We start from the raw sequence: 25,618 nt of genomic DNA, 5'->3' as shown, positions 1-25,618 counted from the left end.
CGCCCCTAGTACCGACGCGCGGAGTTGTACGGTCCCGCGTCGTCGATGGGGACGACCTTGACCGGCACACCGAATGTGGAGGCGTGAATCACGTAGCCGTCGCCGACGTACATGCCGACGTGCGTGGCGTCGGGGTAGTAGATGATGAGATCGCCCGGCTGAAGATCCTCGCGCGAGACCGGCGTGCCGCCGGCCAGTTGCGCCTCACTCGATCGCGGCAGGAGCTTGCCCGCCTGCTTGAACGCCCACACCATCAGTCCGGAGCAGTCGAATGAGTCGGGGCCGGTCGCGCCCCACACGTAGGGATCGCCAATGCGGGTCAGTGCGGCCTGCACCGCGATAAGTGCGGGGGCTGTACCGCGGGGTACAGCTGCGGGGTCGAAGTCGAAGCGCGGGCCGTCGAGCGCAGCGAGCTGCTTACCCGTCAGGGTCGCATAGATCACCCGGATCTGGGCTGCCTGCAACTGCAGTTCGGCCTGCTTCTTCTGTAGATCGCCCCGCACGCGTTCGGCGTCGGAGACCGCGCGGGTAGCTGTCGAGGCCGCCGCATTCGCGGCATCACGGTCCGAGACTGTTTGGGCGCGCACCTTTTTCAGCGCCGACAGATCGGCAGCGGCACGACGCGAGACCATCTCCAAGCCGGACATCTGGTCGAGCAGGGTTTGGGGCGAGTTGGCGGTGAGGACGGCATAGAGCCGGTTGGACCGGCCACCCATATAACTGATGCGCACCAGCGATCCGAAACGCGTTTGCAGCTCATTCAGCGAGACCTGGGAGCGGTCGAGCGAACTCTGCGCGGTAGCGGCGGCCTTCTTGGACTGTGCGACGATGCTGCGCTGTTTGTCGTATTCGATCTGCGCGTTGTGCATCTGTTCGGCCGAGGTCTCGGCCTCACGGCTCAGCGAGGTATAGCGCGCGAGCAGCTGATCCGCTGATTGCGGCGGGTCGGCCACGGCATCCGGCGTCCCGAACGCCGCGCCGATCTGCGTTAACGCGACCGCGAGCACAGCGATCACGGTGGTCAACGCCAGGCGCATTGATCGGTTGATGCCGATCGCCGATCCGGCTCCCACGACTGTCACCACATTCCCCTTGCCACTTCCCCACCGACCCGGACTACTCACCTCTGCCTCAACCGGGTCGTCGACCTCGACGCATAAGGGCGAATCGCGCTGTGCGCGATCCGCCCGAATACATGCTCACACGTTCTCACCGAGAGCGGGATCAGTATCGGCGAACCCCGGTCAGCGACCATGCCTTGACCGATGCCTTCTGCACCGGGACACCCTCAGTCGAGGCGTGAATGAACTGGCCGTTGCCGATGTAGAGCCCGGCGTGGCTGCCGCCGTTGAAGATCAGGACGTCGCCCGGCTGCGCGTCGGCGTAGTTTACCGCGCGTCCACCGCCGAGCTGTCCGTAGCTATCGCGCGGGATCGTCTCACCGGCCTGCTGATAGGACCAGTAGACCAGACCGGAGCAATCGAAGGCATTGGGGCCGGCAGCGCCGTAGACGTAGGGCGCGCCGATCTTGCTTTCCGCGGCACGGACGGCCTTCTCGGCAACGCTCTGCACCGGAGCCGTGATACCGCCCCCACCCGGACGGAACTGGTTCGGAACCTGATTTTGCTCGATGCCGGGCACCGTGAACTTGCCGAGATTCGGGATCTCGATGGTCGCACTGGGCGCCGGAGCCGGTGCGGCGAGGGCCGGACCTGCGGCTACGGCGAGCGAGCCGACGGTCAGCGAGCCCGCGATCATCGCCTTTTTGGCGATGACTCCGCGATTCGGCTGTTCCAAACGATGTTTGGCCACGTAACGAGTTCTCCTTTAGTTCTCCCTTGACCGCCTACCGAGTTAGCTGTCGGGTTCGGGCCGAGAGAATGGCCCTACGCGATCCAGACACGATTGTGTCCAGAAGGCGACTCACCCCAATCCGGATTGCTCCGAAAACGTGTGGTTCCCCGGTTCGTCCGTCGGACGATTGAGCGGTGATCTCCCCAGACCGCTTCGGTATGAAGCGGGACGCTCTGCGAAGGTCTCGGAAAGGTTACGAAATCGGATGCGTGTCTGTCCACTAGGGGACAAAGGGACCGATTCACGGTGACCGCTAACCAGCTCGCAAAATCCGCAGACCCGAGCGCGAACCGGGTCCGCACGCAGGGCCGATAGCGAGTTTTGCCGATCGTGCAGACTCCGTGCTCACCATCGAAGCAGCAACGAACACATCGACCGCGGAGCAGATCTCAGCATCGGAATCCCCCACCTCGCGGGCCACCCGTCGGTCACCGAGATCGTCGCCATCGCTGCTGCTCACGGGCCCTACAAAGAGGTTCATCATGCAGCCGTCACACGCGCGGTGACGACCCGGGCAGCTGGCGCAGTCGATGTACATTTGTGATCTCCATCTCACTTGCTGTCTCTCGGACGTGTCGGCGGGCGATTCATCCCTGTCGGCCCGATCCGGCCCATTGCGCAACGGGCCCGGCGAGCTCCGGAGATGACCACCGCAGCCGACAGTAGAAGTGACCACCGACAGAATCGGATGCGCCGACGCCGACGGACCCGAGAGCACACCGACCACAGCAGTCACTCGAACCCCAGACGATGCTGTCGGTGGGTCGAACTAGTGTTCGCGGCGTGGTGGTTGATACAGCTCAACTCTCCTTCGCCGACCTCGGCTCAGGAGCGGACGGTACCGACGATCCGGGATTCGGCGAGCAGTCCCTGTTCGATACGACCATCGTGGTGGTCGACCTGGAGACGACGGGGGGCGATCCGGCCCGCGACGCCATCACCGAGATCGGCGCGGTGAAGGTGCGCGGCGGCGAGGTACTCGGCGAATTCGCGACCCTCGTCGACCCGCAGCGGTCGATCCCGCCGCAAGTCGTCGCGCTGACCGGGATCACGAGTGCCATGGTCTACGACGCCCCACAGATCGGTGAGGTGTTGTCCTCCTTCGTCGAGTTCGCGCGCGGATGCCTGCTGGTGGCCCACAACGCGCGTTTCGACATGGGATTCCTGCGCCACAACGCCGCGCGGATGGACATGGCGTGGCCCTTCCACACCAGCTTGTGCACCGTCCGGCTCGCGCGCCGCGTGCTGACCCGTGACGAGGCCCCCACCGTCCGTCTCGGCGCCCTCGCCGACCTGTTCGACGTCTCGGTGCGCCCGACACACCGGGCTCTCGACGACGCCCGCGCCACCGTCGAGGTCATGCATCGGCTCCTCGAGCGCATCGGCAACCAGGGGGTGCACACCTACGCCGACCTGACCGCCTACCTACCCCGCGGCAACCCCCGCCTGTACGCCAAACGTCATCTCGCCGAAGGACTTCCGGCACGACCGGGGGTCTACCTGTTTCGTGGACCGTCCGCCGAGGTGCTCTACGTGGGTACCGCGACGGATCTGCGACGCCGGGTGATGTCGTACTTCAACGGGTCCGACCCGCGACCCCGAATCGCCGAGATGGTCAACCTCGCAGTCCGCGTCGACCACGTCGAATGCGCCCACGCACTCGAGGCCGGGGTCCGCGAACTGCGGTTGATCGTCGCGCATATGCCCGCCTACAACCGGCGCTCCACCCGCCCCCACCGTGGCTGGTGGATCACGCTGACCGGCGAACGATTTTCCCGACTGCAGATCACCCGAACCCCCGGCACCGATTCTGTGGGACCGGTCGCCAATCGCAACCGCGCCACCGAGATCGCCGAGCTGATCTCACGAGCAGCCAAACTGCGCACCTGTCGGGCCCGGATACCGGTCGGCGCGACGCACCATTGGTGCCGGACCCCTGCCGACGGTGGCGACGTCCTGGACGGGTGCGCCGCGGCCACCGATCGTCCACTGACGGTCGCCGACTACGTCGACCGGGTACAGGCCGCCCACGATCTGCTCTCCGGCCGCGACTCGGCTCTGTTGTCGGGGCTCATCGACGAACTCGATCGGTTGACCGACGCGCAGATGTTCGAGACCGCGGCACGTCACCGCGATCGCGTCGCCGCGACCATCGACACGTTGGCACGCTGTCAGCGACTCTCGGCGCTGTGCCGGATCGCCGAGATCGTCGTCGCCCGGACCGACGGCGCGGGTGGATGGGAGTTGGCCGTGATCCGACACGGTCGCCTGGCCTCGGCCGGGCACGCCCGACGGGGCGTGGCCCCCATGCCGGTCGTGGACGCGTTGATCGCCTGCGCGGAGACGGTGCTGCCCGGTGAAGGGCCGCTGCTGGGAGCGTCCCCGGAGGAAGCGGCACTGCTGTATCGGTGGCTCGGGCAGCCGGGCGTGCGGATCGTCGCGAGCTCCGAGGGTTTCTCGTCACCGGTCGGGTCGGCAGCGTCCCGCGGCGACTGGGCGGCCGCAGCACGCTCGGCCGCCGAGACCGCCGTGCGCCGCCGACGGCCACCAGCGCCGCATCCGAAGTCGGTGGCGCAGCGCGCAAAGGCGGTACGGCCCGAGAGACTCCACGCCCTAAGCTGATTGCCATGATCTCCGCCATCGTCCTCATCCACGCCGACGTTCACCGCATCCCGGAGACCGCGCAGGCGGTCGCCGACATCAGCGGTGTCGCCGAGGTCTACTCGTGTGCCGGCGACGTCGATCTCATCGCCAAGATCAAAGTGCGTGACCACGCGGAGATCGCCGACGTGGTGACCGGCCGGATCAACCGGCTACCGGGGGTCACCCACACCGCCACCCACATCGCCTTCCGTAGCTACTCCAGCTCGGAGGTCGAGGGCGGTTTCTCCATCGGCGAGGAGTAGCGCGAGTCGACGTGACTCGAGGTTCGACCTGTCTACGGCCGACCGGCCAGCTCCTGCGAGCGGGCGGCCCACCGATCGAGCAGGCCAGTCGCGGCCCCGGAATCGATGACCGCTTCGGCGCGCGCCTTCGCCGCCACCATTGCCGCGGCGAGACTCTCGACGTTGTGCAGCTCGGTCATCTCCGCCGACACGATGGCGCCCGCGGCGTTGAGGACCACCGCGTCGCGGACCGGTCCCCGCGCCCCGGCGAACAGGTCGCGGGCAATGGCGGCGTTGGCGGTGGCGTCACCGCCCTGCAGTGCGGACAGCTCCACGAGTTCGATCCCGAGTTCGCGCGGATCGAAGGCGAGTTCGACGACCCGGCCATCGATGACCTGCCACACCGTCGAGGTGCTGGTGGTCGTCAGTTCGTCGAGTCCGTCGTCGCCCCGGACGACGAGCACGGCCGCGTCCCGTTCGGCGAAGGCCTGCGCGAGCACCGGCGCGAGGTCGGCGAAGGCACAGCCGATCAGCCCGCGGGAGGGGCGGGCCGGGTTGGTCAACGGTCCTAGCACGTTGAACACCGTGGGGATGCCGATCTCCCTGCGTGGTGGACCGGTGAATCGGAACGCTGGATGGAAGACGGGCGCGAAGCAGAATCCGATCCCCAGCTCGTCGACGCAACGTCCGACGTCGGCGGCCCCCAGGCCGATCGACACGCCGAGCGCCTCGAGAACGTCGGCGCCCCCACTCTTCGACGACGCGGCGCGATTGCCGTGTTTGACCACTGCGACGCCGGCCGCAGCGATGACGACGGCGGTCATCGTGGAGATATTGACGGTGTGCGAGCGGTCGCCACCGGTGCCGACCACGTCGATCGCCGGCCGTGACACGGTCACCGGTACCGCGTGCTCCAACATCGCCGCGGCCAAGCCGCGCAGCTCGGCGGGCGCGGCACCCTTCATCTTGACCCCCACCCCGAAGGCCGCGATCTGAGCTCCGGTCGCCCCGTCGGTCATGATCTCGTTCATCGCCCACGCCGCTTCGTCGACGGTCAGGTCGATGCCGTCGGTGACCCGACCGAGGATCTGCGGCCAGGTGTAGATCTGCGCGCTACTCACCCCAAGAACTGTAGGGCCGACCCGACTACCCCCGGGCGTGGGGCCACCCCATGGCTCTGCCTCTCACCCGCCCATTCACCGGCCGGAGTGGTCGGCTCCTTCAGCGCGCTGCAACACCTGCCACCGGACCACACGACCGCCGTGTCGCGACCCGAGACTGGCCATCCTCGATCGTTCTTGTGACAGGTGCAGCGCGTCGACGAGTTGCACCCGCGCCAAAACCACGGTCTCGTGTCCGTCCGGCACCGGGCTGTCCTGCTCCAGATGTACCAGCCGATACCCGTCGATCGCGGCAACCGCGATCGCGTCGGACACCCGCGAGGTGGGTAACGCCAAGAAGTGTCGAACTACCGCCTGATCCGCCGGGCGCCACGAAGACCCTTCCAGCACAGTCGAACTCGACGCGGCGTCGTCGGCGCACGACGCGACGATCTCGAGATCGGCATCGTCGACGTCGATCACCTGCGACTCACGGCGGGAACCGATCCGTGCGGTCAATCGTTGCCATCGGGAACGGGACATCGGGCGGCCGTTGATATCCCGCGGCACAGAGCCCGGCTCGTGACCCGGTGGCGAAGTACCCATGCCCAGAGCAAACCACGACGGTCCCCACGGACACGCCGAGACACCCCCTGAACCGGCGCCGACCAGCGCGAAGAGAAAAAGTTCCCACCAATCTCGGACCCAAGTGGTCACCGCGTACTACGAACCGTCATACTTCAACCTGTGACTAGCGCTGTAGGTACTTCCGGAACGGCCATCACCGCGCGCGTGCACTCACTCAACCGGCCCAACATGGTGAGTGTCGGCACGATCGTCTGGCTGTCCAGTGAGCTGATGTTCTTCGCAGGCTTGTTCGCGATGTATTTCGTCGCGCGCGCCAACGCCAATCCGGTCAACGGATGGCCGCCGGAGCCCACCGAGCTCAATCTGGCGCTGGCCATCCCGGTGACGACGGTCCTCATCGCATCGTCGGTGACGTGCCAGATGGGTGTGTTCGCCGCCGAGCGCGGAGACGTCTTCGGTCTGCGCCGCTGGTACCTGCTGACCTTCTTCATGGGCGCGTTCTTCGTCTGCGGTCAGGGCTACGAGTACTACCACCTGGTCCACGAGGGCACGACGCTCTCCTCGAGCGCCTACGGCTCGGTGTTCTACATGGCCACCGGATTCCACGGTCTGCACGTCATCGGTGGTCTGGTTGCTTTCATCTTCCTGCTGATCCGCACCAAGCTGTCGAAGTTCACCCCGGCCCAGGCGACCGCGGCGATCGTCGTGTCCTATTACTGGCACTTCGTTGACATCGTGTGGATCGGCCTGTTCGTGACGATCTACTTCATCCGATGACCGCGCCGCACGCCGGGAGCACCCGGAGTCCCTGCGCAGTAACCGCGCTTCGCGCGGGGTGAACCCGCATCACAGCCCAGAGTCCGTCCGCTAGTAGAGAGACTAGAGATGAGTTCATCTCCACCGCGATCGTCGGATAGCGACGCAACTGACGCGGTCGAATCGGCGCCGACGCCGTCGACGACCCCGGTGAGTTCCGCCCGCCGGTCGAAGGCACGACGCAAGCTTCGCCGACGTGTCAGCGGCACCATCCTGTTGCTCGCCGGTCTGTTCATGGCTGGCATGATCGCGTCCCTGCTGACGCCCAAGCCGCAAGTCGCCACCGCCGACGTCGACAACGCCGCGCTGATCAGTGCGGGTAAGCAGCTCTACCAGACCTCGTGCATCACCTGCCACGGCGCCAATCTGCAGGGCGTGCCCGATCGCGGCCCGTCGCTACTCGGTGTCGGTGACGCGGCCGTGTACTTCCAGGTGTCGACCGGCCGTATGCCCGCCGCGCGCGGTGAGGCTCAGGCACTGCGCAAGCCGCCGAAGTTCACTACCGCCCAGATCGACCAGCTCGGTGCCTACATCCAGGGCATGGGCGGTGGCCCCAGCGTGATCTACGAGCACAATCCGGATGGTTCGATCAAGACCGAGAACGGTGTCCGCGTCGTAGCACAGGAGTCACTCCGGGGCGACAACCTCGCCCAGGGCGGCGAGCTGTTCCGACTGAACTGCGCGTCGTGCCATAACTTCACCGGCCGCGGCGGTGCGCTGTCCGGCGGTAAGTTCGCGCCGACGTTGTCCGACGTCAAGGAACAGCAGATCTACACGGCGATGCTCACCGGCCCGCAGAACATGCCGAAATTCTCCAATCGCCAGCTGTCGGTGGACGAGAAGCAAAACATCATCGGATTCATCAAGTACGTCACCGAATCCAAGCCGCAGGGCGGACTCGGAATCGGCGGCTTCGGTCCCGTCAGTGAGGGCATGGTGATGTGGTTCGTCGGGGTTGTGGCGATTGTCGCCGGCGCGATGTGGATGGGATCTCGAGCATGACCGTCAGTGATAAAGACGTCCCGACCAAGGACGAACTCGACCAGATGAGCAACGACGAGCTGGTCAAACTCGGTACCAACCTCGACGGTGTGGAGATCATCCACCGCGGCGAGCGTTACCCCGAGCCGGGTACAGGTGTCGAGAAACGTGCCGAACGTCAGGTCGCCATCTGGCTGACGATCTCGGGCATCTCCGCACTCGCCTGCTTCGTCATCTTCTGCTTCAATCACTGGCACTTCGCCATGCCGGACGATCCGAACTACTGGTGGTACACGCTCAATACACCACTGCTGGGCATCACCTTCGGTCTGTCGATTCTGTCCATCGGTATCGCGTTGGTGCTGATCACCAAGAAGTTCCTGCCGTCGGAGATCTCAGTACAAGATCGTCACGACGGACCCGGTTCCAGCGACGTCGACAAGGCGACCATCGTCGCCGAGCTCAAGGACTCCGGCACCACCTCCACGCTCGGTCGTCGCAAGATGATCATCGGCTCGGGCATCTTCGCGTTCGGCGCGCTCGCCTTCACCGGTGTGATCGCCGCGGTCGGCGGCATCATCAAGAACCCGTGGGCCGATCGTGGTGACGCTCCCCTGTGGAACTCGGGCTGGTCACCGATCTACAACTCCAAGGAGAACCCGACCGAGACCGTGTTCCTGCGTCGCGACGTCGGTGACCCCTACCGGGTGGCGCTGGTCCGGCCCGAGGACCTCGACTCTGGGGCGATGGAAACCGTCTTCCCGTGGCGCGTATCCGACGGACTCGGTGAGACAGAGGAATCCCGCGAGAAGCTCGTCTGGGGTCTGCGTTACGTCAGCAACCCGGTGATGCTCATCCGTCTGCGCCCCGCCGACGCGGCCAACGTGATCAAGCGCAAGGGTCAGGAGAGCTTCAACTACGGCGACTACTTCGCCTACACCAAGGTCTGCAGCCACCTCGGCTGCCCGACCTCGCTCTACGAGCAGCGCACCAATCGCATCCTCTGCCCGTGCCACCAGTCGCAGTTCAACGCACTCGACTCGGCCAAACCGGTCTTCGGTCCGGCAGCACGCGCACTGGCGCAATTGCCGATAACGGTCAACGATCAGGGGTACCTGGTCGCCAACCGTGCCCATAACCAGGGCAACTACATCGAACCCGTCGGACCGGCTTTCTGGGAGCGTGACTCATGACCATCGCCGACCGTATGGCCACACAGGCCGAAGAGGTGGACTCGCGGTACCACCTCGCCGCCGGTATGCGCCGGCAGATCAACAAGGTTTTCCCGAGTCACTGGTCCTTCATGCTCGGCGAGGTCGCCCTCTACAGCTTCATCATCCTGCTGCTCTCGGGTGTGTATCTGACCTTTTTCTTCGATCCATCGATGAGCGAGGTCATCTACCACGGCGATTACGAGCCGCTCAAGGGCGTCATGATGACCCGCGCCTACGAGACCACGCTCAACATCTCGTTCGAGGTGCGCGGCGGCCTGTTCGTCCGACAGGTGCACCACTGGGCGGCTCTGTTGTTCGCGGCGTCGATCATCATCCACATGGCTCGCATCTTCTTCACCGGCGCGTTCCGGCGTCCGCGTGAGGCCAACTGGATCATCGGCTGCCTGCTGCTGATCCTGGCGATGTTCGAAGGCTTCTTCGGTTACTCGCTGCCCGACGACCTGCTCTCCGGGACCGGTGTTCGCGCCGCGATGAGCGGCATCGTGCTCGGAATCCCGTTGGTGGGCACCTGGATTCACTGGGCGCTATTCGGTGGCCAGTTCCCGGGCGACATCATCATCCCGCGGATGTACGTGATGCACATCCTGTTGTTCCCGGGCATCATCCTCGCGCTGATCGGTGCACACCTGGCGCTGGTCTGGTATCAAAAGCACACGCAATTCCCCGGCCCCGGCCGCACCGAGAAGAACGTCGTTGGCGTGCGCATCATGCCGGTCTTCGCCGCCAAGGGCGGTGCGATGTTCGCCGTGGTCACAGGTGTCCTGGCAATCATGGCCGGTGTCTTCCAGATCAACCCGGTGTGGGTTCTCGGTCCGTACAACCCCGCCCAGGTCTCGGCCGGTTCACAGCCTGATATCTACATGATGTGGACAGACGGTCTGGTGCGTCTCATGCCCGACTGGGAGCTGTACTGGGGTCATTACACGATTCCGGCAGTGTTCTGGTGCGTCGTGATCATCACCTTGATGTTCGGCGTGATGTTCGCCTATCCGTGGATCGAGAAGCGCCTCACCGGCGACGACGCGCATCACAACCTCTTGCAGCGTCCGCGTGACACCCCGGTGCGCACCGGGCTCGGCGCGATGGCCTTCAGCTTCTACATCATCCTCACGTTGATGTGTATGAACGACATCATCGCGTTGAAGTTCCACGTCTCGCTCAACGCGACGACCTGGGCGGGCCGCATCGGTCTGATCGTCATCCCGCCGCTGCTGTACTTCGTTGCTTACCGCTGGGCGCTGGCGCTGCAGCGCAGCGACCGCGAGGTCCTCGCCCACGGTATCGAGACCGGCATCATCAAGCGTCTGCCGCAGGGTGAGTACATCGAGCTGCATCAGCCACTCGGCCCGGTCGACAGCCACGGGCATCCGATCCCGCTCCCCTACGAGGGCGCAGCAGTTCCGAAGCGGATGAACAAACTCGGTTCCTCCGGCTCCCCCGGCACCGGTTCGATCCTGGTCGCCGACCCGCTCGACCAGCAGGATCGCAACATCGAGTACGCGCACGAGCAGGAACTCGCCGAGCGCAAGGCACTGCGCGAGCTGCAGGACAAGGGCGGGAACCCACTCGAGTAGCAACCTGAAGACCGGCCCAACCGCCGGAAGTGAAACGAACACAACGACATCGGCTGTCTCACGGATCACGTGACGACAGCCGATTCGTTTGTGCCCGATTCGCCCACTCTCGTGACCCGGCCAGTACCGTGACAATCATGCCCCGCACCATCGTCGACCGCCTCCGAGCCCGTGCGGTCGCGCGGCGTACCGATCCCATGACCTACGGACTCGGATCCCTCGACGCCGCCATCTACGACTCCATTGCCCGCTCCCCCAGCCCGCTGCTCGACACCACGATGCCACCGCTGACTCGTGCAGCAGACCACAGCAGGTTGTGGATCGCCATCGCCCTCGGACTGGCCGCCAGCGGCCGCCCGGATCTTCAACGAGGTGCCATACGCGGGCTCGGCTCGCTGGCCGTCACCAGTCTGGTCACCAATCAGGTCGCCAAGCGCCTACGACGACGTCCGCGCCCGACTGCCAGTCTGGTGCCTGCGCCCCGCCGAAGTCGAACACTCCCGACGTCCAACTCGCTGCCGTCGGGGCACTCCGCGAGCGCTGCCGCCTTCGCCACCGGCGTGGCGATCGAGAGTCCCCTTGCGGGACTTGCGATGTCGGCACTAGCCGGTCTCGTCGGCTTCTCCCGGGTGGCGACCGGCGTGCACTACCCGGGAGATGTGGCGATCGGCCTGGGAATCGGCGCGGCGATCGCGACCACAGGCGGCCAGATCGCACCGCCGATCACTCGCCGCCGGATCTCCATCCCCCGACCTACCCGTGAGGAGGCACCGGAGGTCACCGACGGCGGCAACGTCACCGTGTTGCTGAACCCGGCTTCTGGGGGCGGCCGAGGTGCCCAGATCCGCGATCGTATCCGTGCCGGGTTGCCCGCCGCCCGAATTGTGGAACTCGACTCCGGTGACGACTTCGCCGCGATCGCGCGCGAGGCCGCCGAGGACTGCGACGTGCTCGCCGTGTGCGGTGGAGACGGGACGGTCGCCACCGCCGCGGCAGCGGCACTGGCCACCGACACCCCGCTCGCGGTCTTTCCCGGCGGCACCTTCAATCACTTCGCGCGCGACATCGGGGCCACGACCGCCGACGACACGATCGTCGCGCTGCGCGAGGGTCTGGTGACCCGCGTCGACGCGGCCTGGCTGGGTTCAGATCGGGTCGTGCTGAACACCGCCAGCATCGGTTCCTACCCTCGATTCCTGCGTGCACGCGAACGCCTCGAAGGCCGGACCGGCAAGGGACTGGCCAGCACCCTGGCGATACTGCATGTCCTGCGCCATTCCCGACCACAACGCATCCGGGTGAACGGCGAAGAACTTGACGTCACGTTGTTCTTGTTGGGCAACTCCATGTACGGCTCGTCCGGATTTGCCCCGGCCCGTCGCGAACGTCTCGACGATGGACTCCTCGACGTCCGATTCCTCGTTGCCGGCGGGCGGTGGGCGTTCGCGCGACTAGTGTTCGGGTTGCTGAGCGGTCGCCTCCAGCGCTCCCGCTCCTACCGCGAGATGCAGGTCCCGGAGTTCTCGTTCAGCTCCGAGGAGCCGGTGGAGGTTGCGCACGACGGGGAGGTCGGTGAGTCCTATCGGGAAGCCACCTTCACCGTCGCCTATCGTGCGCTCATGGTGTACGGCTCCAGCGTCGTCGGCACATACTGATGCCCGCGGGATTCTGCGGTGCACCGCACCGCAGACCACGATGCGACCCGGGCTCGCCGACTGCACCGTCTGCCGAACTGGCTTGACTACGCCCGTCGACCTCGGCGCCTCCGGGCTGTTGCTGGGGTCCCGTCTCCCCCTTGCAGGCTCACGGCTACGACGTCGTCGACCCGAACCGGATGAATCCCGGCCGCGGCCGGCAGCATTTCGACGATCTCGTCGCGCAGTGTTGGGCACGGGGATTGCGGGTGGTCCTCGACACCGGGTCTTCAGCCCTGTCGGCGATCAGCACCCGGCGATACCGGAGCTACATGTACGACCGGAGTCCACGGCCCGACTCGGCTCCGCTCCCTTGTCCTCGCGCGGCTGAAAGCGCTCGGCGCGGCGGCGCACGCGAGCTGCGGGCACCGCGCCGATCAGAACGTGAACTAGTTCGCTCTCAGTGCTTTTCGGGGCCGACGTGGTATTCGAACACCATTCCGGCGGCGGCAGAGATGATGCACGCCGCGGCGAAGATGCAGAACCAGATGTTGCCGGTGGCGAATCCGATCGCGAACATCGCGGCCGCCGCCGCCAGCATGATCGGCCACCACGAGTGCGGGCTGAAGAAGCCGAGTTCACCGGCGCCGTCTTCGATGTCGGCGTCCTCGTAGTCCTCCGGACGGATCTCCACGCGTCGCGCGACGAACCGGAAATAGGTTCCGGCGATCAGGGTCAGACCGGCGCTGAAGTACATTCCGACCACGCCGACCCATTCCACGCCGTGCGAGGTGAACGCGGTGCACAGCGTATAGATCACGCCAGCGAGGAAGAAGAAGGCCGTCAGGAGTTCGAAGAGCCTCGCCTCGATCTTCACTGGAAGTCACTCTCCTTGATCGTGCAGCCTGACAGCCGCGTGTTGTTCGGATCGCCGGTCGCCGCGGCGGTGCCATTACTCTTGCGGCGGGTGTCGAACGGAACCGTCACCACCGACTCGGGTTGCTGACAGATCGCTTCCAGCGCTTGGGCATTGGTCGCCAGCGGATGAGTGTCCCGATAGGTGATGTAGCGATCGAAGTCCTGCGGCGAGACCGCCCGCACCTCGAAATTCATCATCGAATGGTAGGTGCCGCACATTTCCGCGCAGCGCCCGACGAACGCACCGGTCCGCTCGATCTTCTCAATCTGGAAGACGTTATCGGTGTGATTCTGCTCGGGGAACGGCAGCACGTCACGCTTGAACAGGAACTCCGGCACCCAGAAGGAGTGCACAACGTCGGCGGCTGCCAGCTCGAACTGAATGCGCTGATCGGTCGGCAGGACGAGGATCGGGATCTCGGTGGAGGAGCCGACGGTCTCGATCTTGTCGAACCGCAGGTAGTTGCGGATGTCGTCGTCGCGGCCGTTGGCCGGTCCGGGCAGCGGTTCACCGTCGTGGGTGTCCTGCTGGACCTGCAGATCGAACGGATTGCCCAACGTGCTCGGGAACTGCTTCTCCTGGCCGTTGACCTCGGCCTGGCGATAGCCGAACTTCCAGTTCCACTGGAAAGCAGTGACGTCCACAACGACCTTCGGGTCGTTGGTCTTCTTCTCCACGTCGTTCTGCACTATGACGGTGAAGTAGAACAGCACCGCGATGATGACGAACGGGATCGCCGTGTACGTCAGCTCCAGCGGGACGTTGTAGGCGGTCTGGCGCGGGAACTCGTCCTGCCCCTCCTTCTGACGGTGGAAGGTGATGGCCCAGAAGATCAGACCCCACACGAGGATGCCCATCAGCAACGCCGCGATAACCGACCAGGTCCACAGGTGGCGCATCGACTCGGCCTGCGGGGTAACACCGACCGGCCAGCCGAACCGCACGATCTCGTCGCCACTGCAGCCCGTCATCACCACAGCCCCGACGGCGAGGATCGCGACGATGCCGAACCGCTTGATCATCCGCGATGCAGACGAAACACGCCGGGCCCGGGGCCGTTCACCGTGTGCCAATTTCACGCCTTCCTGCTCGCTCACCGCGACGATCCCGCCGCGCGAGTCGCATGCCACATGACCTGCCTCGACGCGTTGACTCCGAGGCACCCCGACCAACCGGCCGAAACGCCCGCGGCACCGCGGTCACACCGCAGCCGCGCCTATGTACTACGCAGCGTAGACCAACTCACGGGAACTTTTTCGGTTGGGGTGGATCAGCGCGTCGGATTCCGCTGACCTATCCCGACATCGCCTGTTCGGGAGCGGTTTCACCCCTCCGCCCTGCGGTGCCGGACGGCCCTTTCGAACCACGATGCGGCATACTCAGACCCGTCGGCGAACCCCGGCGTTGCGGACGCAATCTGTCATTGGAACCACTCGATGTCGAAAGAGGCTTGAATCCCTGTGTGTGGCTTGCTTGGTCTGCTGACCCCCGACGGCTCGGCGGCATCGGCCGCCGACCTCATCGCCGAAGCCTGCCACTGTATGCGGCACCGCGGGCCCGACGAGCCGGGCACCTGGCACAACGAGCACCTTGTCTTCGGGTTCAACCGGCTCTCCATCATCGACATCGAGCATTCGCATCAGCCTCTGCGGTGGGGTCCCCCGGATAGCCCGGAACGCTACGCACTCGTCTTCAACGGTGAGATCTACAACTACCTCGAGATCCGTGCCGAGCTCGCCGCCGACGAACAGGCGGTCTTCGGTACCGAAGGCGACGGCGAGGCCATCGTCGCGGCCTTCCACTACTGGGGCCCCGACGCGGTGCGCCGACTGCGCGGCATGTTCGCCTTCGCCATCTGGGACACCGACACCGGATCGCTGTTCCTGGCACGTGACCGGTTCGGCATCAAACCGCTGTTCCTCGCCACCGGCCCCGGCGGGACGGCGTTCGGCAGCGAGAAGAAGAGCCTGCTGGAACTGCTCGACCGGCTCGAGCTGTCGACCGATCTCGATCCACGCGCCGTCGAGCACTACACCGAACTGCAATACGTTCCGGAACCGGAAACCCTTCATGCCGCCGTACGGCGTCTGGAATCCGGGTGCCACGCGACTGTGCGGCCCGGCGGCTCCCCCTCGGTGACCCGATACTTCACCCCGCAATTCGGGGTGCGTCCGTTCACCGAGGCCACACGTCAGAAGCGCTACGACGAGATCGCCGATGTCCTCTCCGATTCCGTCGCCAAGCACATGCGAGCCGACGTGACCGTTGGATCGTTCCTCTCCGGCGGGATCGACTCCACCGCCATCGCCGCGTTGGCGATCCGTCACAACCCCGATCTCATCACCTTCACCACCGGTTTCGAGCGCGATGGCTATTCGGAGATCGACGTCGCCGCCGAATCGGCCGAGGCGATAGGCGCGCGCCACATCGTCAAGGTCGTCAACGAGACCGAGTTCATCGACGCGATCGCGAAAATTGTCTGGTACCTCGACGACCCGGTCGCCGATCCCGCGCTCGTACCGCTGTATTTCGTAGCCGCCGAGGCTCGAAAGCACGTCAAGGTGGTGCTCTCCGGAGAGGGTGCCGACGAATTGTTCGGCGGCTACACCATCTACAAGGAGCCGCTGTCACTCTCGGCGTTCGACAGGTTGCCGCGTCTGCTGCGGCGGGCGGCGGGCAAGGTCTCCGACCGCATTCCCGAGGGCACCCGCGGCAAAAGCCTGCTGCATCGCGGATCGCTGACACTGGAGGAGCGCTACTACGGCAATGCTCGCAGTTTCGACGACGCACGACTGCGTGCGGTCCTCGTCGACTACCGACCGGAGTGGACGCACACCGACGTCACCGCCCCGGTCTATGCGCACAGCGAGGGCTGGGATCCGGTGGCCCGGATGCAGCACATCGACCTGTTCACCTGGCTGCGCGGCGACATCCTCGTCAAGGCCGACAAGATGACGATGGCCAATTCCCTGGAGTTGCGGGTTCCGTTCCTCGATCCCGAGGTGTTCGCCGTCGCCGAGGCACTACCGTTCGACGAGAAGATCACGCATGGCACCACCAAGTACGCGCTGCGCAAGGCGCTCGAGCAGATCGTGCCGCCACATGTATTGCACCGCAAGAAACTCGGCTTCCCGGTGCCGATCCGGCATTGGCTGGCCGGTGGCGAGATGTACGACTGGGCGCACGAGACGATCAGTCACTCGCAGACCGAGCACCTGCTGAACACGTCGGCTGTCCTCGCGATGCTCGCCGAGCACCGTGAGGGGACCGTCGACAACAGTAGGCGCCTGTGGACGGTGTTGATCTTCATGGTGTGGCACGCGATCTTCGTGGAGAAGTCACTGGTGCCGGAGATCACCGACCACACCTATCCGGTACGGCTGTAGGTCAGGGCGCCTTGTAGAAGACCTTGCTGATCTCAGCGGCCGCGTCAGCGCCGTAGGCACCCTTGATGCGTTCGATCGCCGAGTGGTTGTCCCAGGTCCAGTCCTGGGTCGACTCCGACTCCAGCACGAGTACCGCGACCATCGACCCGAGCTGGGCGGCGCGTTCGAAGCCAAGGCCCTTGCTCACCGCGGTCAGAAATCCAGCACGGAAGCCGTCACCGACACCGGTCGGATCGACCTTCGCCGTCTCCGGAACCACCGGTACGTGGACCCGCGCGCCGTCGGAGCCTATGATCTCGACGCCGCCGGCGCCGAGAGTGGTGATGCGAGTGCCGACCATCTCTCGCACACGGTCCTCGGTGAGCCCGGTCTTCTCGCAGAGCAGACCCCACTCGTACTCGTTGGTGAACAGGTAGGTCGCGCCGTCGATCAGGGCGCGGGCGGACTCCCCGTCAAGGCGGGCCAGCTGTTGGGAGGGGTCGGCGGCGAACGGGATGCCCAGTTCTCGGCATTCGTTGGTATGGGCGACCATCGCCTCCGGATCGTCGGCGCCGATGAGAACCAGCTCGACGTCATTCGCGCAGACCTCGGCGAGCGTGATCTCGCGGGCCTCGCTCATCGCACCGGGGTAGAAGAACGCCAACTGCGCCATGACCTCGTCGGTGGTGCAGGTGAATCGGGCGGTCTGATGCTTCTGCGACACCCGCACGCCGCGGCAGTCGACGCCGTGCTCCTCGAGCCAGCGACGGTAGTCGTCGAAGTCTGACCCGACGGCGCCGAGGAGAACCGGGGTCCCACCGAGTTCGCCCATCGCGTAGCAGATGTTTCCGCCTACGCCACCACGCCGGACGACGAGGTCCTCGGCCAGGAAACTCAGTGATAGGTGGTCGAGGTGGTCACCGAGCAACTGCTCGGAGAACTTGCCGGGGAACTTCATCAGATGGTCGGTAGCGATCGAGCCACACACATATATGGTCACGGAGGTATTCAGGCCTGTCTGCTCGGCGATACTAGGCAACGACCGTTCACGCTACCCACCGGTGTCACAACGCATCCGACCGCATCCCCGGTGCGGGAATGCGGTCAGAAGGAAAGGCTCTTCGCGCGGACTCAGTTGAAGGAGTCGCCGCAGGCGCAGCTGCCGGTCGCATTCGGGTTATCGATGGTGAAACCCTGCTTCTCAATGGTGTCGACAAAGTCGATAGTGGCGCCCTGGACGTAGGGAGCACTCATCCGGTCGACGGCGAGGGTGACCCCGGCGAAGTCGGCGGTGAGGTCACCGTCAAGGCTGCGGTCGTCGAAGAACAGCTGGTAACGCAGTCCGGCGCAGCCACCCGGCTGCACGGCGATGCGCAATGACAGATCGTCGCGGCCCTCTTGGTCCAGGAGAGTCTTGGCCTTCGACGCGGCGGCGTCGGTCAGGATGACGCCGGTGCTGGTAGCGGCGCCGGATTCGTTCTGCACAGTCATCGATGCTCCTCAGTGCTGGTCGAGGCCGGCTCGGTGGGGCCGGTTGCGGTCAGTCCCCGCGCAGACGCACGGAAACGCACATTCGTACGATCGCCTTCAACGGTACCCCGTCATGACATATTCCCGCCGCCGGTCGACTGCCACGCCGAGTCGCGCGGTCACGCCCGCTCTGCTGTTCACCCGCCGTCACGACAATCCCTTTGTCGCCGTCACGGCCATGCCGCCGCGATTCCACGAACCATCCGCTCGAGCTGGTGATCGGCATCGTCCATCGCCAGGCGCAGCGATCCGGCGTGGTCGACGAGCGAATGCGCCGCGGCGATACCGGCGTCGGCGATCTCGTCGGGGCTCAGCGCGATCTGTCCGGCGACGACCAGCGTCGGTACCGACGCTGCGCGCGCGGTGGCGGTCAGAGCAGAAACGACCTTGCCACGCAGGGTCTGGCTGTCGAACTTGCCCTCCCCGGTAATCACCAGGTCGGCGCCCGCGACCTGAGCGTCACGGTCGGTGACGTCGGCGACCACCGTCGCACCGGAAACGCGCCGACCACCGAGTGCCAGCAGCGCCGCCCCCAGACCCCCGGCGGCCCCGGCACCCGCGTCGGCGCCGACATCGCGCCCGGCCATCCGGGCGAGCACCCGCGACCACTGGGTCATCCGCTCTTCGAGTCGTCCGACAGTGTCGGCATCGGCACCCTTCTGCGGACCGAACACCGCGGCCGCGCCCGAGGCACCGAGTAACGGGTTCTCGACGTCGGATGCCGCGACCACCTCGATCGCGGCGCAGCGCGCGACCGCGCGATCCGGGCCGCCGAGGGCCTCGACAAGTCCGCGACCACCGTCGGTGGTGGCGCTGCCACCGAGTCCGACGACCACCGAACCGGCCCCGGCGCGCAGCGCCGCGTCGACGAGCCGGCCAACGCCGAAGGTGTCGGCAGCCATCGCCGTCCGTGTGGTGGGGCGCCCGCCGAGTTGATGCAGACCGCATGCCTGCGCGCATTCGATGTAGGCGACGAGGTGGTCGGGATCGCGGTCGTCGAGCAGCCACTGCGCGTCGACCGCGGCGCCGAGCGGCCCGTAGACCGTCTCGGTGTGCAGCGTCCCGATGTGCGCGGCGAGGACCGCGACAAAACCCGGCCCGCCGTCGGACTGGGGTGCGCGGATCACCTCGTCGGCGGGTCGGGCCGAGAGCCATCCACGGGCGACGGCGTCGGCCGCCGATACCGCGGTCAACGTGTCACCGAACGAGTCGGGTGCGATCAGGACGCGCATCCGACCTCACCGACGAGCGTAGGAAAAGCAAGGGAAGACACCGGGGCCGCCATGCGGGGCAAGTATAGGGAGGTCGACGCATCACCGCAGCGCGGATCACCTAGGCTCGTCGGTGTGAAACTGCCATGGAAGAAGGACGACTCCGCACCCGCGGACGAGTCCGTCGAGACCCTTGACGATTCCGACTCGACGGATTCGGTTGCTCTCTCGAAATCGCAGCGTGGCAGTGCATACACGCCCGCCAAGGGCCGCCCGACGCCCTCACGCCGGGAGGCCGAGGGTCGTCGTCGCGGCCCGGTCGCGCCGCCGCCGACGACCCGCGCCGAAGCCCGCGCGCGCAAGAAGGAACTACGCAGCTCGATGTCACGGGAGGACAAGAAGAAGGCGTCGGCCGACCGCCGGGCCCAGCGCCTCGAGCAGCGCGAGCGGATGATGGCCGGCGACGAACGCTACCTGTTGCCGCGTGATCGCGGTGACGCCCGTCGCTACACGCGCAACCTCGTCGATTCCCGACGCAACTTCGCCGGATTGTTCATGCCGTTCGCGATCGTGTTGATCGTGGTGATGTTCGTGCCCTCGATCGCGGTGTACTCGACCTTCCTGCTGCTCGCTTTCGTCATCCTGATGGCCATCGACGGGGTGATCCTGGGCCGCATGGTCAACAAGCGGGTGGCGCAGCGCTATCCCGACGCCGGCGAGGGTGGTCTGAAGCTCGGCTGGTACGCCTTCACCCGCGCGACGCAGCTACGTCAGATGCGCGCGCCGAAACCGCAGGTCTCCCCCGGCGACGAAGTCTGAGCCGATGACCGCACGAGGGGTCCGGACGCTGGTCCTGGGCGGGGTTCGGTCGGGCAAGTCTGCACACGGCGAACTGTTGCTGCGCGAGGCCGCATCGGTGCGTTATGTGGCCACCGGGCCGACGCTGACGACCGATGCCGAGTGGACCGCGCGCGTCGAGAGACATCGGCAACGGCGTGATCCGAGGTACACGACGGTCGAGACGAGCGATCTGGCGTCGGAGCTGCGGGCCGACCCGCACACGACGACACTCGTCGACGATCTGGGCAACTGGCTGGCCGCCCGCCTAGACGCCACCGGTGCGTGGTCGGCGACGGCCACCGTCGACCGCTCCGCCGAGAACGATGAATTGTGTTCGGCAATAGCCGAATTCACCGGCGATCTGGTGGTGATCAGTCCCGAGGTCGGATTGGCACCGGTGGCCCCGACCCCGGCCGGACGACTCTTCCAGGACGAACTCGGCGCGCTCAACGAGGCCGTGGCAGCGGTGTGTGATCACGTGGTCCTCGTCGTGGCCGGCCGCGTCATCGACCTCACCGGAGCACCCCTGGCCGGGGCCCCGGCAACGCCCGATGCCGAGACCAACCCGGCTGGGCCCTCGACGACTGGGCCGGCACCGGATGCACCGACTCGACCAGCGTCATCCGCACCGGCCCCGCCAGCGCCCGCCGTCCCCGCGCCCGCCGCAGCCGCGGTCCCGATGACCGGCCACATTCCCGATGCGACCGACGCCGAGGTCTTCGACGCCATCGACCTGCCCGACGAGCAGGTCGCCCAGGCGGCGCGGGCACGCCAGCTCGAACTGACCAAACCACCCGGCTCCCTCGGCCGGCTCGAGGAGATCGGGGTGTGGATCTCGGCATGCCAAGGGGTCTGTCCCCCAAGGCCGATCGAGGCGCCCACCGTCGTGGTCTTCGCCGGCGATCACGGGGTGGCCCAAGGTGGCGTGTCGGCCTTCCCGTCGGAGGTCACCGCGCAGATGGTCGCCAACATCGCCGCCGGCGGTGCGGCCGTCAACGTGCTCGCCCGTCGGTGCGGCGCGACGGTGCGGGTCGCCGACATCTCCGTCGACGCCGATACCGGTCCGGAGGTCTCGGCCTACAAGGTGCGGCGCTCGAGCAACGATCTGCGGATCACCGACGCAATGACCATCGAGGAAGCACGCCGAGCGCTCGCCGCCGGACGGGCCATCGCCGACGATCTCGTCGACTCCGGGGCCGATCTGTTGATCGCCGGCGATATGGGGATCGGCAACACCACGCCCGCCGCGATCATTATCGGCACCCTTGCGCGCCGAGAACCCGTCGAGGTGGTCGGACGCGGCACCGGTATCGACGATGTCGGATGGATGCGCAAGACCGCCGCGATCCGCGACGGGATGCGCCGCGGGCGTCGTCATCGCAGCGACCCGCTCGCGCTGATGGCGGCGGTTGGTGGCGCCGATCTGGCCGCAATGGCCGGATTCCTCGCCCAGGCGGCTGTGCGGCACACACCGGTGATCCTCGACGGCGTGGTGGTCACGGCCGCCGCACTCATCGCCGTGGAGATGGCCCCGGGCGCGACGCGATGGTGGCTGGCCGGTCATCGCTCGGTCGAGCCGGCCCACGGCATCGCCCTGGAATACCTGGATCTCGAACCGCTGCACACCTATTCGATGCGCCTCGGCGAGGGCACCGGCGCATTGTCCGCGCTGCCGACGGTCCTCTCGGCCGTCGACATCATGACGTCGATGTCAACCTTCGCCGATGCCGGCGTCAGCGATGCCGACGCCGCTGCGGACTCCACTGCCGACCCGGAACCGGCTGGGACACAACCCTCGTCGTCCGCCTGACACCGATGAGCCCGGTACGTGCAATCGCCGTCTCGCTGTCGTGGCTGACTGTGCTCCCCGTACCCCGGCGGTTCACCGCATCAGCCCCCGATCGCCGGCTCGGCGGGGCGGTCATCGCGGCGGTACCCGTGATCGGCATACTCCACGCGGCGGTGGTAACCCTGATCGCTTGGGGACTCTCGCACACCGCCGCGCCGGCGATGCTGATCGGCGTTCTCATCGTCGGCGTGCTCGCCGGCAGCACCCGGGGTATGCACCTCGACGGTCTCGCCGACACCGCTGACGGTCTCGGGTGTTACGGACCGCCGCAGCGCGTGACCGAGGTGATGCGTTCTGGTTCGGTCGGCCCGTTCGGCGTGGCGACCCTGGTTCTGGTGCTGGCGCTGCAGGTGGTCGGCAGTGCGACACTGGTCGCCCAAAGTCGATGGTGGGAGCTCGGTCTGGCGATCGGCGTCGCACGCGTCGCTGCCGTCGTCGCCTGCCGCCGGGCACTGCAGCCTGCCCATCGCGACGGCTTCGGTGCGCTGGTCGCCGGGACACAGCGCATCGCCGCGGTCGTGTGGTCGGTGGTGGCGGTCGCTGTCGGCGTCGTCATCGGCTGCCTCGCCAACATGGTCACCGCGTTTTCGATCACCGCCGGGCTACCGACAGCCGCAACGATCGTGGTGATGCTCGCGTTCACCTGGCTGTTCAGTCGGCACTGCGCACGACGGATGGGCGGCATCGTCGGCGACGTCCTCGGCGCCGTGATCGAACTCGCCACCGCACTCGTCCTCGTCGGACTGATCCTCTGAGTCGGTCAGCACACTGCACACCCGCGGCGCATCCTCGGCATATGCCGTTGCCGGACTGGCATTTTGACGGATTCGCTCTGTACGGCCGCGTCCCTCCGCCGAGTTCGTCTACGACCCCGAATGGTGCCTCAGCGCCGGTAGAGCTCGGTCATCCAGCCGTGGGTGTCGGCGAACTTGCCACGCTGGATGCCGGTGAGGGTATCGCGCAACGCGAGGGTCACCTCACCGGGTGTGCCGTCCCCGATCGAGTATTCGTCGGTCTCGCTCTTGACGTGGCCGACCGGGGTGATGACGGCCGCGGTCCCACACGCGAAGACCTCGGTGATGTCGCCGGACGTCACACCCTTGCGGAGTTCCTCGGTGGAGATCTTGCGTTCCTCGACGGCGAATCCGGCGTCGAGGGCCAGGGTCAGCAACGATTCCCGGGTGATACCCGGCAGCAGCGAACCGGTGAGTTCCGGGGTGACCAGCCGCGCGTCGGCGCCCGAGCCGAAGACGAAGAATAGGTTCATCCCGCCCATCTCCTCGATGAATCGGCGCTCCACGGCGTCGAGCCACACCACCTGGTCACAGCCCTTCGCGGTGGCCTGCTGCTGGGCCAGGAAGCTCGCGGCGTAGTTGCCGCCGCACTTGGCGAAGCCCGTGCCGCCCGGGGCCGCACGAACGTATTCGGTCGATAACCACACACTGACCGGCTTGATACCACCGTCGAAGTAGGCGCCGGCGGGTGAGGCGATCACGCAGTAGCGGTACTGCGTCGACGGGGCGTTGACGCCCAGCCCGGCCTGCGAGGCGAACATGAACGGCCGCAGATACAGCGATTCCTCGCCGCCGGAGGCGGGCACCCATTCGTTGTCGGCGTCGAGCAGGGCCCGCAGCGAGGAGATGAAGTCGTCGACCGGCAGCGGCGGCATCGCCAGACGCTCCCCCGACCGCTGCAGGCGCAGGCCGTTGGCCTCCGGACGGAAGGCGGCCACCGATCCGTCGGGCTGACGGTAGGCCTTGAGGCCCTCGAAGATCTCCTGGCCGTAGTGCAGCACCATCGCCGACGGATCGAGTGCGATCGGGCCGTAGGGGGTCACCTTGGCGTCATACCATCCGCGGTCCACGTCGTAGTCCACCATCACCATGTTGTCGGTGAAGTACTTGCCGAAACCGGGAGCGGCGAGGATGTCCGCACGCTGCGACTCCGACACCGGGTGCGGGTGCTCGGTACGGGTGAACTGCAAGGTCATTGGCCCATCGTAGCGCTGCGGTACAAGGCGATCGGTGCCAGGTTCCAGTCTCCGCCGGGCCCGGGTCGCAGTCGTGCGCGGCGTAGCACAGGTGTGGGTACCTCAGACGCGCGACTCGACGAACGGCGGGATGACGACTTCGCACGGCAATGCCCGACCACGCACATCGATGACCACGTCGGCTCCCTTGCCGACGCCTGCGGCGGTGTCGATGAGCGCCAGCGCGATCCCCTGCTTGAGGGTTGGCGCGAAGGTGCCCGAGGTGCACAGGCCGATCCGTTCACCGCCCGCCGCGGTGAGCACAGCGCAGTCGGCGCGCGGCACCCCGCGCCCGGTGGCCCGCAGTCCGTAGAGTCGACGAGCGGGACCGTTCTCCTTTTCCACGAGCAGCGCCTCGCGCCCGAAGAACTCGGGCTTGTTCCAGCCGACCGCCCACCCGGTGCGGGCCTGAACGGGGGTGATCTCCGGTGAGAGTTCATGGCCGTGCAGGGCATATCCCATCTCGGTGCGAAGGGTGTCGCGGGCACCGAGTCCGGCGGGCAGACCACCGAATGCGGTGACCTGAGCCATCAGCGCGTCGAACACCGGGCCTGCCTGCGCCCACCGGGGAAGGATCTCGTAGCCGCGTTCTCCGGTGTAGCCGGTCCGACACACGCGCACCGGCGCAGTGCCCCCGTCAATCGACATCTCGGCGTCGGCGAAGGCCATGTAGTCCATCTCGGTGGGCAGGCCCACCGTGGCGAGCACCTCTGGGCTTTTCGGTCCCTGCACCGCGAACACCGCGTACTCGCGGTGCAGATCGGTGATCGCGACACCGTCGGGCGCAACCGCCGCCAACGTCGCGACAACCGCTGCGCTGTTGGCCGCATTGGGCACGAGGAAGACCTCGTCGTCGGCGACGAGGTACGCGATCAGATCGTCGATGACGCCACCGGAATCGTTGCAGCACAACGTGTATTGAGCTTTGCCCGGCGCAATCTTGGCGAGGTCGTTGGACAGGGTGGCGTTGACGAACTCCGCGGCGCCGGGGCCGGCGACCACCGCCTTGCCCAGGTGGCTCACGTCGAAGATGCCGACGGCCTCGCGTACCGCGGTGTGCTCGGCGACGGTGCCCGAGTACGCGACCGGCATGTCCCACCCGCCGAATTCGGCGAAGCTCGCCCCGAGAGCTGCGTGTCGTTCGGCGATGGGTCCGGCGAGAAGTTCGGTCATGGCGCTCAACCTACCGCGAACACGGCGCCCAGGAC

General features: G+C 66.5%; 22 protein-coding genes and 1 riboswitch. Of the genes, 11 read left to right on the top strand and 11 right to left on the bottom strand.

All coding sequences use genetic code 11. The annotated features are described in order from the left end of the window. Nucleotides 1–5: 5 nt before the first annotated feature. Together EF294_RS07860 and EF294_RS07855 are read right to left on the bottom strand one after the other, a co-directional pair. A complete protein-coding gene (locus tag EF294_RS07860) occupies nucleotides 6–1,085 on the bottom strand; it encodes an NlpC/P60 family protein (RefSeq protein ID WP_123928300.1) in 1,080 nt (359 codons plus the stop codon). A 139-nt stretch (nucleotides 1,086–1,224) separates the two neighbouring features. Continuing rightward, complete coding sequence (locus EF294_RS07855) at nucleotides 1,225–1,812, bottom strand: C40 family peptidase (RefSeq protein ID WP_123927826.1); 588 nt, start codon at nucleotides 1,810–1,812, stop codon at nucleotides 1,225–1,227. 16 nt (nucleotides 1,813–1,828) lie between these two features. Further along, nucleotides 1,829–1,998: riboswitch (cyclic di-AMP (ydaO/yuaA leader) on the bottom strand. Between the two features lie 606 nt (nucleotides 1,999–2,604). On the opposite strand from EF294_RS07855, the gene EF294_RS07850 reads away from it, so the two are divergent. Further along, entirely contained in the window at nucleotides 2,605–4,476 is a 1,872-nt protein-coding gene (locus tag EF294_RS07850) for a DEDD exonuclease domain-containing protein (protein ID WP_123927823.1), read from the top strand. A gap of 5 nt (nucleotides 4,477–4,481) precedes the next feature. Beyond that, entirely contained in the window at nucleotides 4,482–4,760 is a 279-nt protein-coding gene (locus tag EF294_RS07845) for an Lrp/AsnC family transcriptional regulator (protein ID WP_123927820.1), read from the top strand. Nucleotides 4,761–4,792: 32 nt separating this feature from the next. Here EF294_RS07845 and trpD read toward each other — a convergent pair whose 3' ends face one another. Both trpD and EF294_RS07835 read right to left on the bottom strand, forming a co-directional pair. Next, entirely contained in the window at nucleotides 4,793–5,860 is a 1,068-nt protein-coding gene (gene trpD / locus EF294_RS07840) for an anthranilate phosphoribosyltransferase (protein WP_123927817.1), read from the bottom strand. 75 nt (nucleotides 5,861–5,935) lie between these two features. Then, nucleotides 5,936–6,397, bottom strand: coding sequence for a hypothetical protein (locus tag EF294_RS07835; RefSeq protein ID WP_123928297.1), 462 nt, complete (start codon nucleotides 6,395–6,397; stop codon nucleotides 5,936–5,938). A gap of 189 nt (nucleotides 6,398–6,586) precedes the next feature. Here EF294_RS07835 and ctaE point away from each other — a divergent pair, with 189 nt between their 5' ends. The 5 genes from ctaE (at nucleotide 6,587) to EF294_RS07810 (ending at nucleotide 12,688) form a co-directional block, all read left to right on the top strand. Further along, nucleotides 6,587–7,204, top strand: a complete 618-nt coding sequence (gene ctaE, locus EF294_RS07830; RefSeq protein ID WP_185090983.1) for an aa3-type cytochrome oxidase subunit III — start codon at nucleotides 6,587–6,589, stop codon at nucleotides 7,202–7,204. Nucleotides 7,205–7,312: 108 nt separating this feature from the next. Next, nucleotides 7,313–8,245, top strand: coding sequence for a cytochrome bc1 complex diheme cytochrome c subunit (qcrC, locus tag EF294_RS07825; protein WP_123927814.1), 933 nt, complete (start codon nucleotides 7,313–7,315; stop codon nucleotides 8,243–8,245). Next, nucleotides 8,242–9,417 carry a cytochrome bc1 complex Rieske iron-sulfur subunit gene (gene qcrA, locus EF294_RS07820; RefSeq protein ID WP_123927811.1) on the top strand — a complete coding sequence of 392 codons (1,176 nt, stop codon included), beginning with the start codon at nucleotides 8,242–8,244 and terminating at the stop codon, nucleotides 9,415–9,417. The genes qcrC and qcrA overlap by 4 nt, the downstream gene beginning before the upstream one ends. Beyond that, nucleotides 9,414–11,033: a cytochrome bc1 complex cytochrome b subunit gene (gene qcrB / locus EF294_RS07815; RefSeq protein ID WP_123927808.1), complete on the top strand. Its 1,620-nt coding sequence runs from the start codon at nucleotides 9,414–9,416 to the stop codon at nucleotides 11,031–11,033. Before qcrA ends, qcrB begins: the two co-directional genes overlap by 4 nt. 137 nt (nucleotides 11,034–11,170) lie before the next feature. After that, nucleotides 11,171–12,688, top strand: coding sequence for a bifunctional phosphatase PAP2/diacylglycerol kinase family protein (locus EF294_RS07810; protein ID WP_123927805.1), 1,518 nt, complete (start codon nucleotides 11,171–11,173; stop codon nucleotides 12,686–12,688). Between the two features lie 439 nt (nucleotides 12,689–13,127). On the opposite strand, the gene EF294_RS07800 is transcribed toward EF294_RS07810, so the two are convergent. After that, complete coding sequence (locus EF294_RS07800) at nucleotides 13,128–13,544, bottom strand: cytochrome c oxidase subunit 4 (protein WP_123927802.1); 417 nt, start codon at nucleotides 13,542–13,544, stop codon at nucleotides 13,128–13,130. Beyond that, complete coding sequence (ctaC, locus tag EF294_RS07795; protein WP_123928291.1) at nucleotides 13,541–14,608, bottom strand: aa3-type cytochrome oxidase subunit II; 1,068 nt, start codon at nucleotides 14,606–14,608, stop codon at nucleotides 13,541–13,543. The genes EF294_RS07800 and ctaC overlap by 4 nt, the downstream gene beginning before the upstream one ends. Nucleotides 14,609–15,046: 438 nt before the next feature. Between ctaC and asnB the strand changes: the two genes are divergently transcribed. Next, nucleotides 15,047–16,972 (top strand): asparagine synthase (glutamine-hydrolyzing), encoded by a 1,926-nt coding sequence (gene asnB, locus EF294_RS07790; RefSeq protein WP_123927799.1) that lies wholly within the window; start codon nucleotides 15,047–15,049, stop codon nucleotides 16,970–16,972. A 1-nt stretch (nucleotide 16,973) separates the two neighbouring features. Here the strand turns inward: asnB and EF294_RS07785 are convergent, their stop codons facing one another. From EF294_RS07785 to EF294_RS07775, 3 genes are all read right to left on the bottom strand, one after another. Continuing rightward, nucleotides 16,974–17,951 (bottom strand): carbohydrate kinase family protein, encoded by a 978-nt coding sequence (locus tag EF294_RS07785; protein WP_185090982.1) that lies wholly within the window; start codon nucleotides 17,949–17,951, stop codon nucleotides 16,974–16,976. A 131-nt stretch (nucleotides 17,952–18,082) separates the two neighbouring features. Continuing rightward, a complete protein-coding gene (locus EF294_RS07780) occupies nucleotides 18,083–18,442 on the bottom strand; it encodes a HesB/IscA family protein (RefSeq protein WP_123927795.1) in 360 nt (119 codons plus the stop codon). Nucleotides 18,443–18,651: 209 nt separating this feature from the next. After that, nucleotides 18,652–19,713 carry a glycerate kinase family protein gene (locus tag EF294_RS07775; RefSeq protein ID WP_123927792.1) on the bottom strand — a complete coding sequence of 354 codons (1,062 nt, stop codon included), beginning with the start codon at nucleotides 19,711–19,713 and terminating at the stop codon, nucleotides 18,652–18,654. Nucleotides 19,714–19,827: 114 nt separating this feature from the next. Between EF294_RS07775 and EF294_RS07770 the strand changes: the two genes are divergently transcribed. From EF294_RS07770 to EF294_RS07760, 3 genes are read left to right on the top strand one after another with little or no spacing between them, the layout of a single operon-like run. Then, nucleotides 19,828–20,511, top strand: coding sequence for a DUF3043 domain-containing protein (locus EF294_RS07770; RefSeq protein WP_123927789.1), 684 nt, complete (start codon nucleotides 19,828–19,830; stop codon nucleotides 20,509–20,511). A 4-nt stretch (nucleotides 20,512–20,515) separates the two neighbouring features. Beyond that, nucleotides 20,516–22,342: a nicotinate-nucleotide--dimethylbenzimidazole phosphoribosyltransferase gene (cobT, locus tag EF294_RS07765; RefSeq protein ID WP_123927786.1), complete on the top strand. Its 1,827-nt coding sequence runs from the start codon at nucleotides 20,516–20,518 to the stop codon at nucleotides 22,340–22,342. A 5-nt stretch (nucleotides 22,343–22,347) separates the two neighbouring features. After that, nucleotides 22,348–23,136, top strand: a complete 789-nt coding sequence (locus tag EF294_RS07760; RefSeq protein WP_123927783.1) for an adenosylcobinamide-GDP ribazoletransferase — start codon at nucleotides 22,348–22,350, stop codon at nucleotides 23,134–23,136. A gap of 128 nt (nucleotides 23,137–23,264) precedes the next feature. Here the strand turns inward: EF294_RS07760 and EF294_RS07755 are convergent, their stop codons facing one another. Together EF294_RS07755 and gcvT are read right to left on the bottom strand one after the other, a co-directional pair. Next, entirely contained in the window at nucleotides 23,265–24,371 is a 1,107-nt protein-coding gene (locus EF294_RS07755; RefSeq protein ID WP_123927779.1) for a branched-chain amino acid aminotransferase, read from the bottom strand. Nucleotides 24,372–24,473: 102 nt separating this feature from the next. Next, on the bottom strand, nucleotides 24,474–25,583 hold the full coding sequence (gcvT, locus tag EF294_RS07750; RefSeq protein ID WP_123927776.1) for a glycine cleavage system aminomethyltransferase GcvT: 1,110 nt from the start codon (nucleotides 25,581–25,583) through the stop codon (nucleotides 24,474–24,476). Between the last annotated feature and the right edge of the window lie 35 nt (nucleotides 25,584–25,618).

It is taken from the genome of Gordonia oryzae (assembly GCF_003797185.1).
Taxonomy (GTDB): domain Bacteria; phylum Actinomycetota; class Actinomycetes; order Mycobacteriales; family Mycobacteriaceae; genus Gordonia; species Gordonia oryzae.
The sequence above is the reverse complement of the archived record's forward strand: the minus strand, read 5'-3'. Positions and strand labels throughout refer to the sequence as shown.

Excerpts from the sequence above, each read along its gene's own strand:
- gcvT (WP_123927776.1), bottom strand. The coding sequence starts at position 25,583 with ATGACCGAACTTCTCGCCGGACCCATCGCCGAACGACACGCAGCTCTC.
- EF294_RS07810 (WP_123927805.1), top strand. The coding sequence starts at position 11,171 with ATGCCCCGCACCATCGTCGACCGCCTCCGAGCCCGTGCGGTCGCGCGG.
- EF294_RS07780 (WP_123927795.1), bottom strand. The coding sequence starts at position 18,442 with ATGACTGTGCAGAACGAATCCGGCGCCGCTACCAGCACCGGCGTCATC.
- qcrC (WP_123927814.1), top strand. The coding sequence starts at position 7,313 with ATGAGTTCATCTCCACCGCGATCGTCGGATAGCGACGCAACTGACGCG.
- EF294_RS07760 (WP_123927783.1), top strand. The coding sequence starts at position 22,348 with ATGAGCCCGGTACGTGCAATCGCCGTCTCGCTGTCGTGGCTGACTGTG.
- EF294_RS07755 (WP_123927779.1), bottom strand. The coding sequence starts at position 24,371 with ATGACCTTGCAGTTCACCCGTACCGAGCACCCGCACCCGGTGTCGGAG.
- qcrB (WP_123927808.1), top strand. The coding sequence starts at position 9,414 with ATGACCATCGCCGACCGTATGGCCACACAGGCCGAAGAGGTGGACTCG.
- cobT (WP_123927786.1), top strand. The coding sequence starts at position 20,516 with ATGACCGCACGAGGGGTCCGGACGCTGGTCCTGGGCGGGGTTCGGTCG.
- qcrA (WP_123927811.1), top strand. The coding sequence starts at position 8,242 with ATGACCGTCAGTGATAAAGACGTCCCGACCAAGGACGAACTCGACCAG.
- EF294_RS07850 (WP_123927823.1), top strand. The coding sequence starts at position 2,605 with ATGCTGTCGGTGGGTCGAACTAGTGTTCGCGGCGTGGTGGTTGATACA.
- EF294_RS07775 (WP_123927792.1), bottom strand. The coding sequence starts at position 19,713 with ATGCGCGTCCTGATCGCACCCGACTCGTTCGGTGACACGTTGACCGCG.
- ctaC (WP_123928291.1), bottom strand. The coding sequence starts at position 14,608 with ATGATCAAGCGGTTCGGCATCGTCGCGATCCTCGCCGTCGGGGCTGTG.
- EF294_RS07845 (WP_123927820.1), top strand. The coding sequence starts at position 4,482 with ATGATCTCCGCCATCGTCCTCATCCACGCCGACGTTCACCGCATCCCG.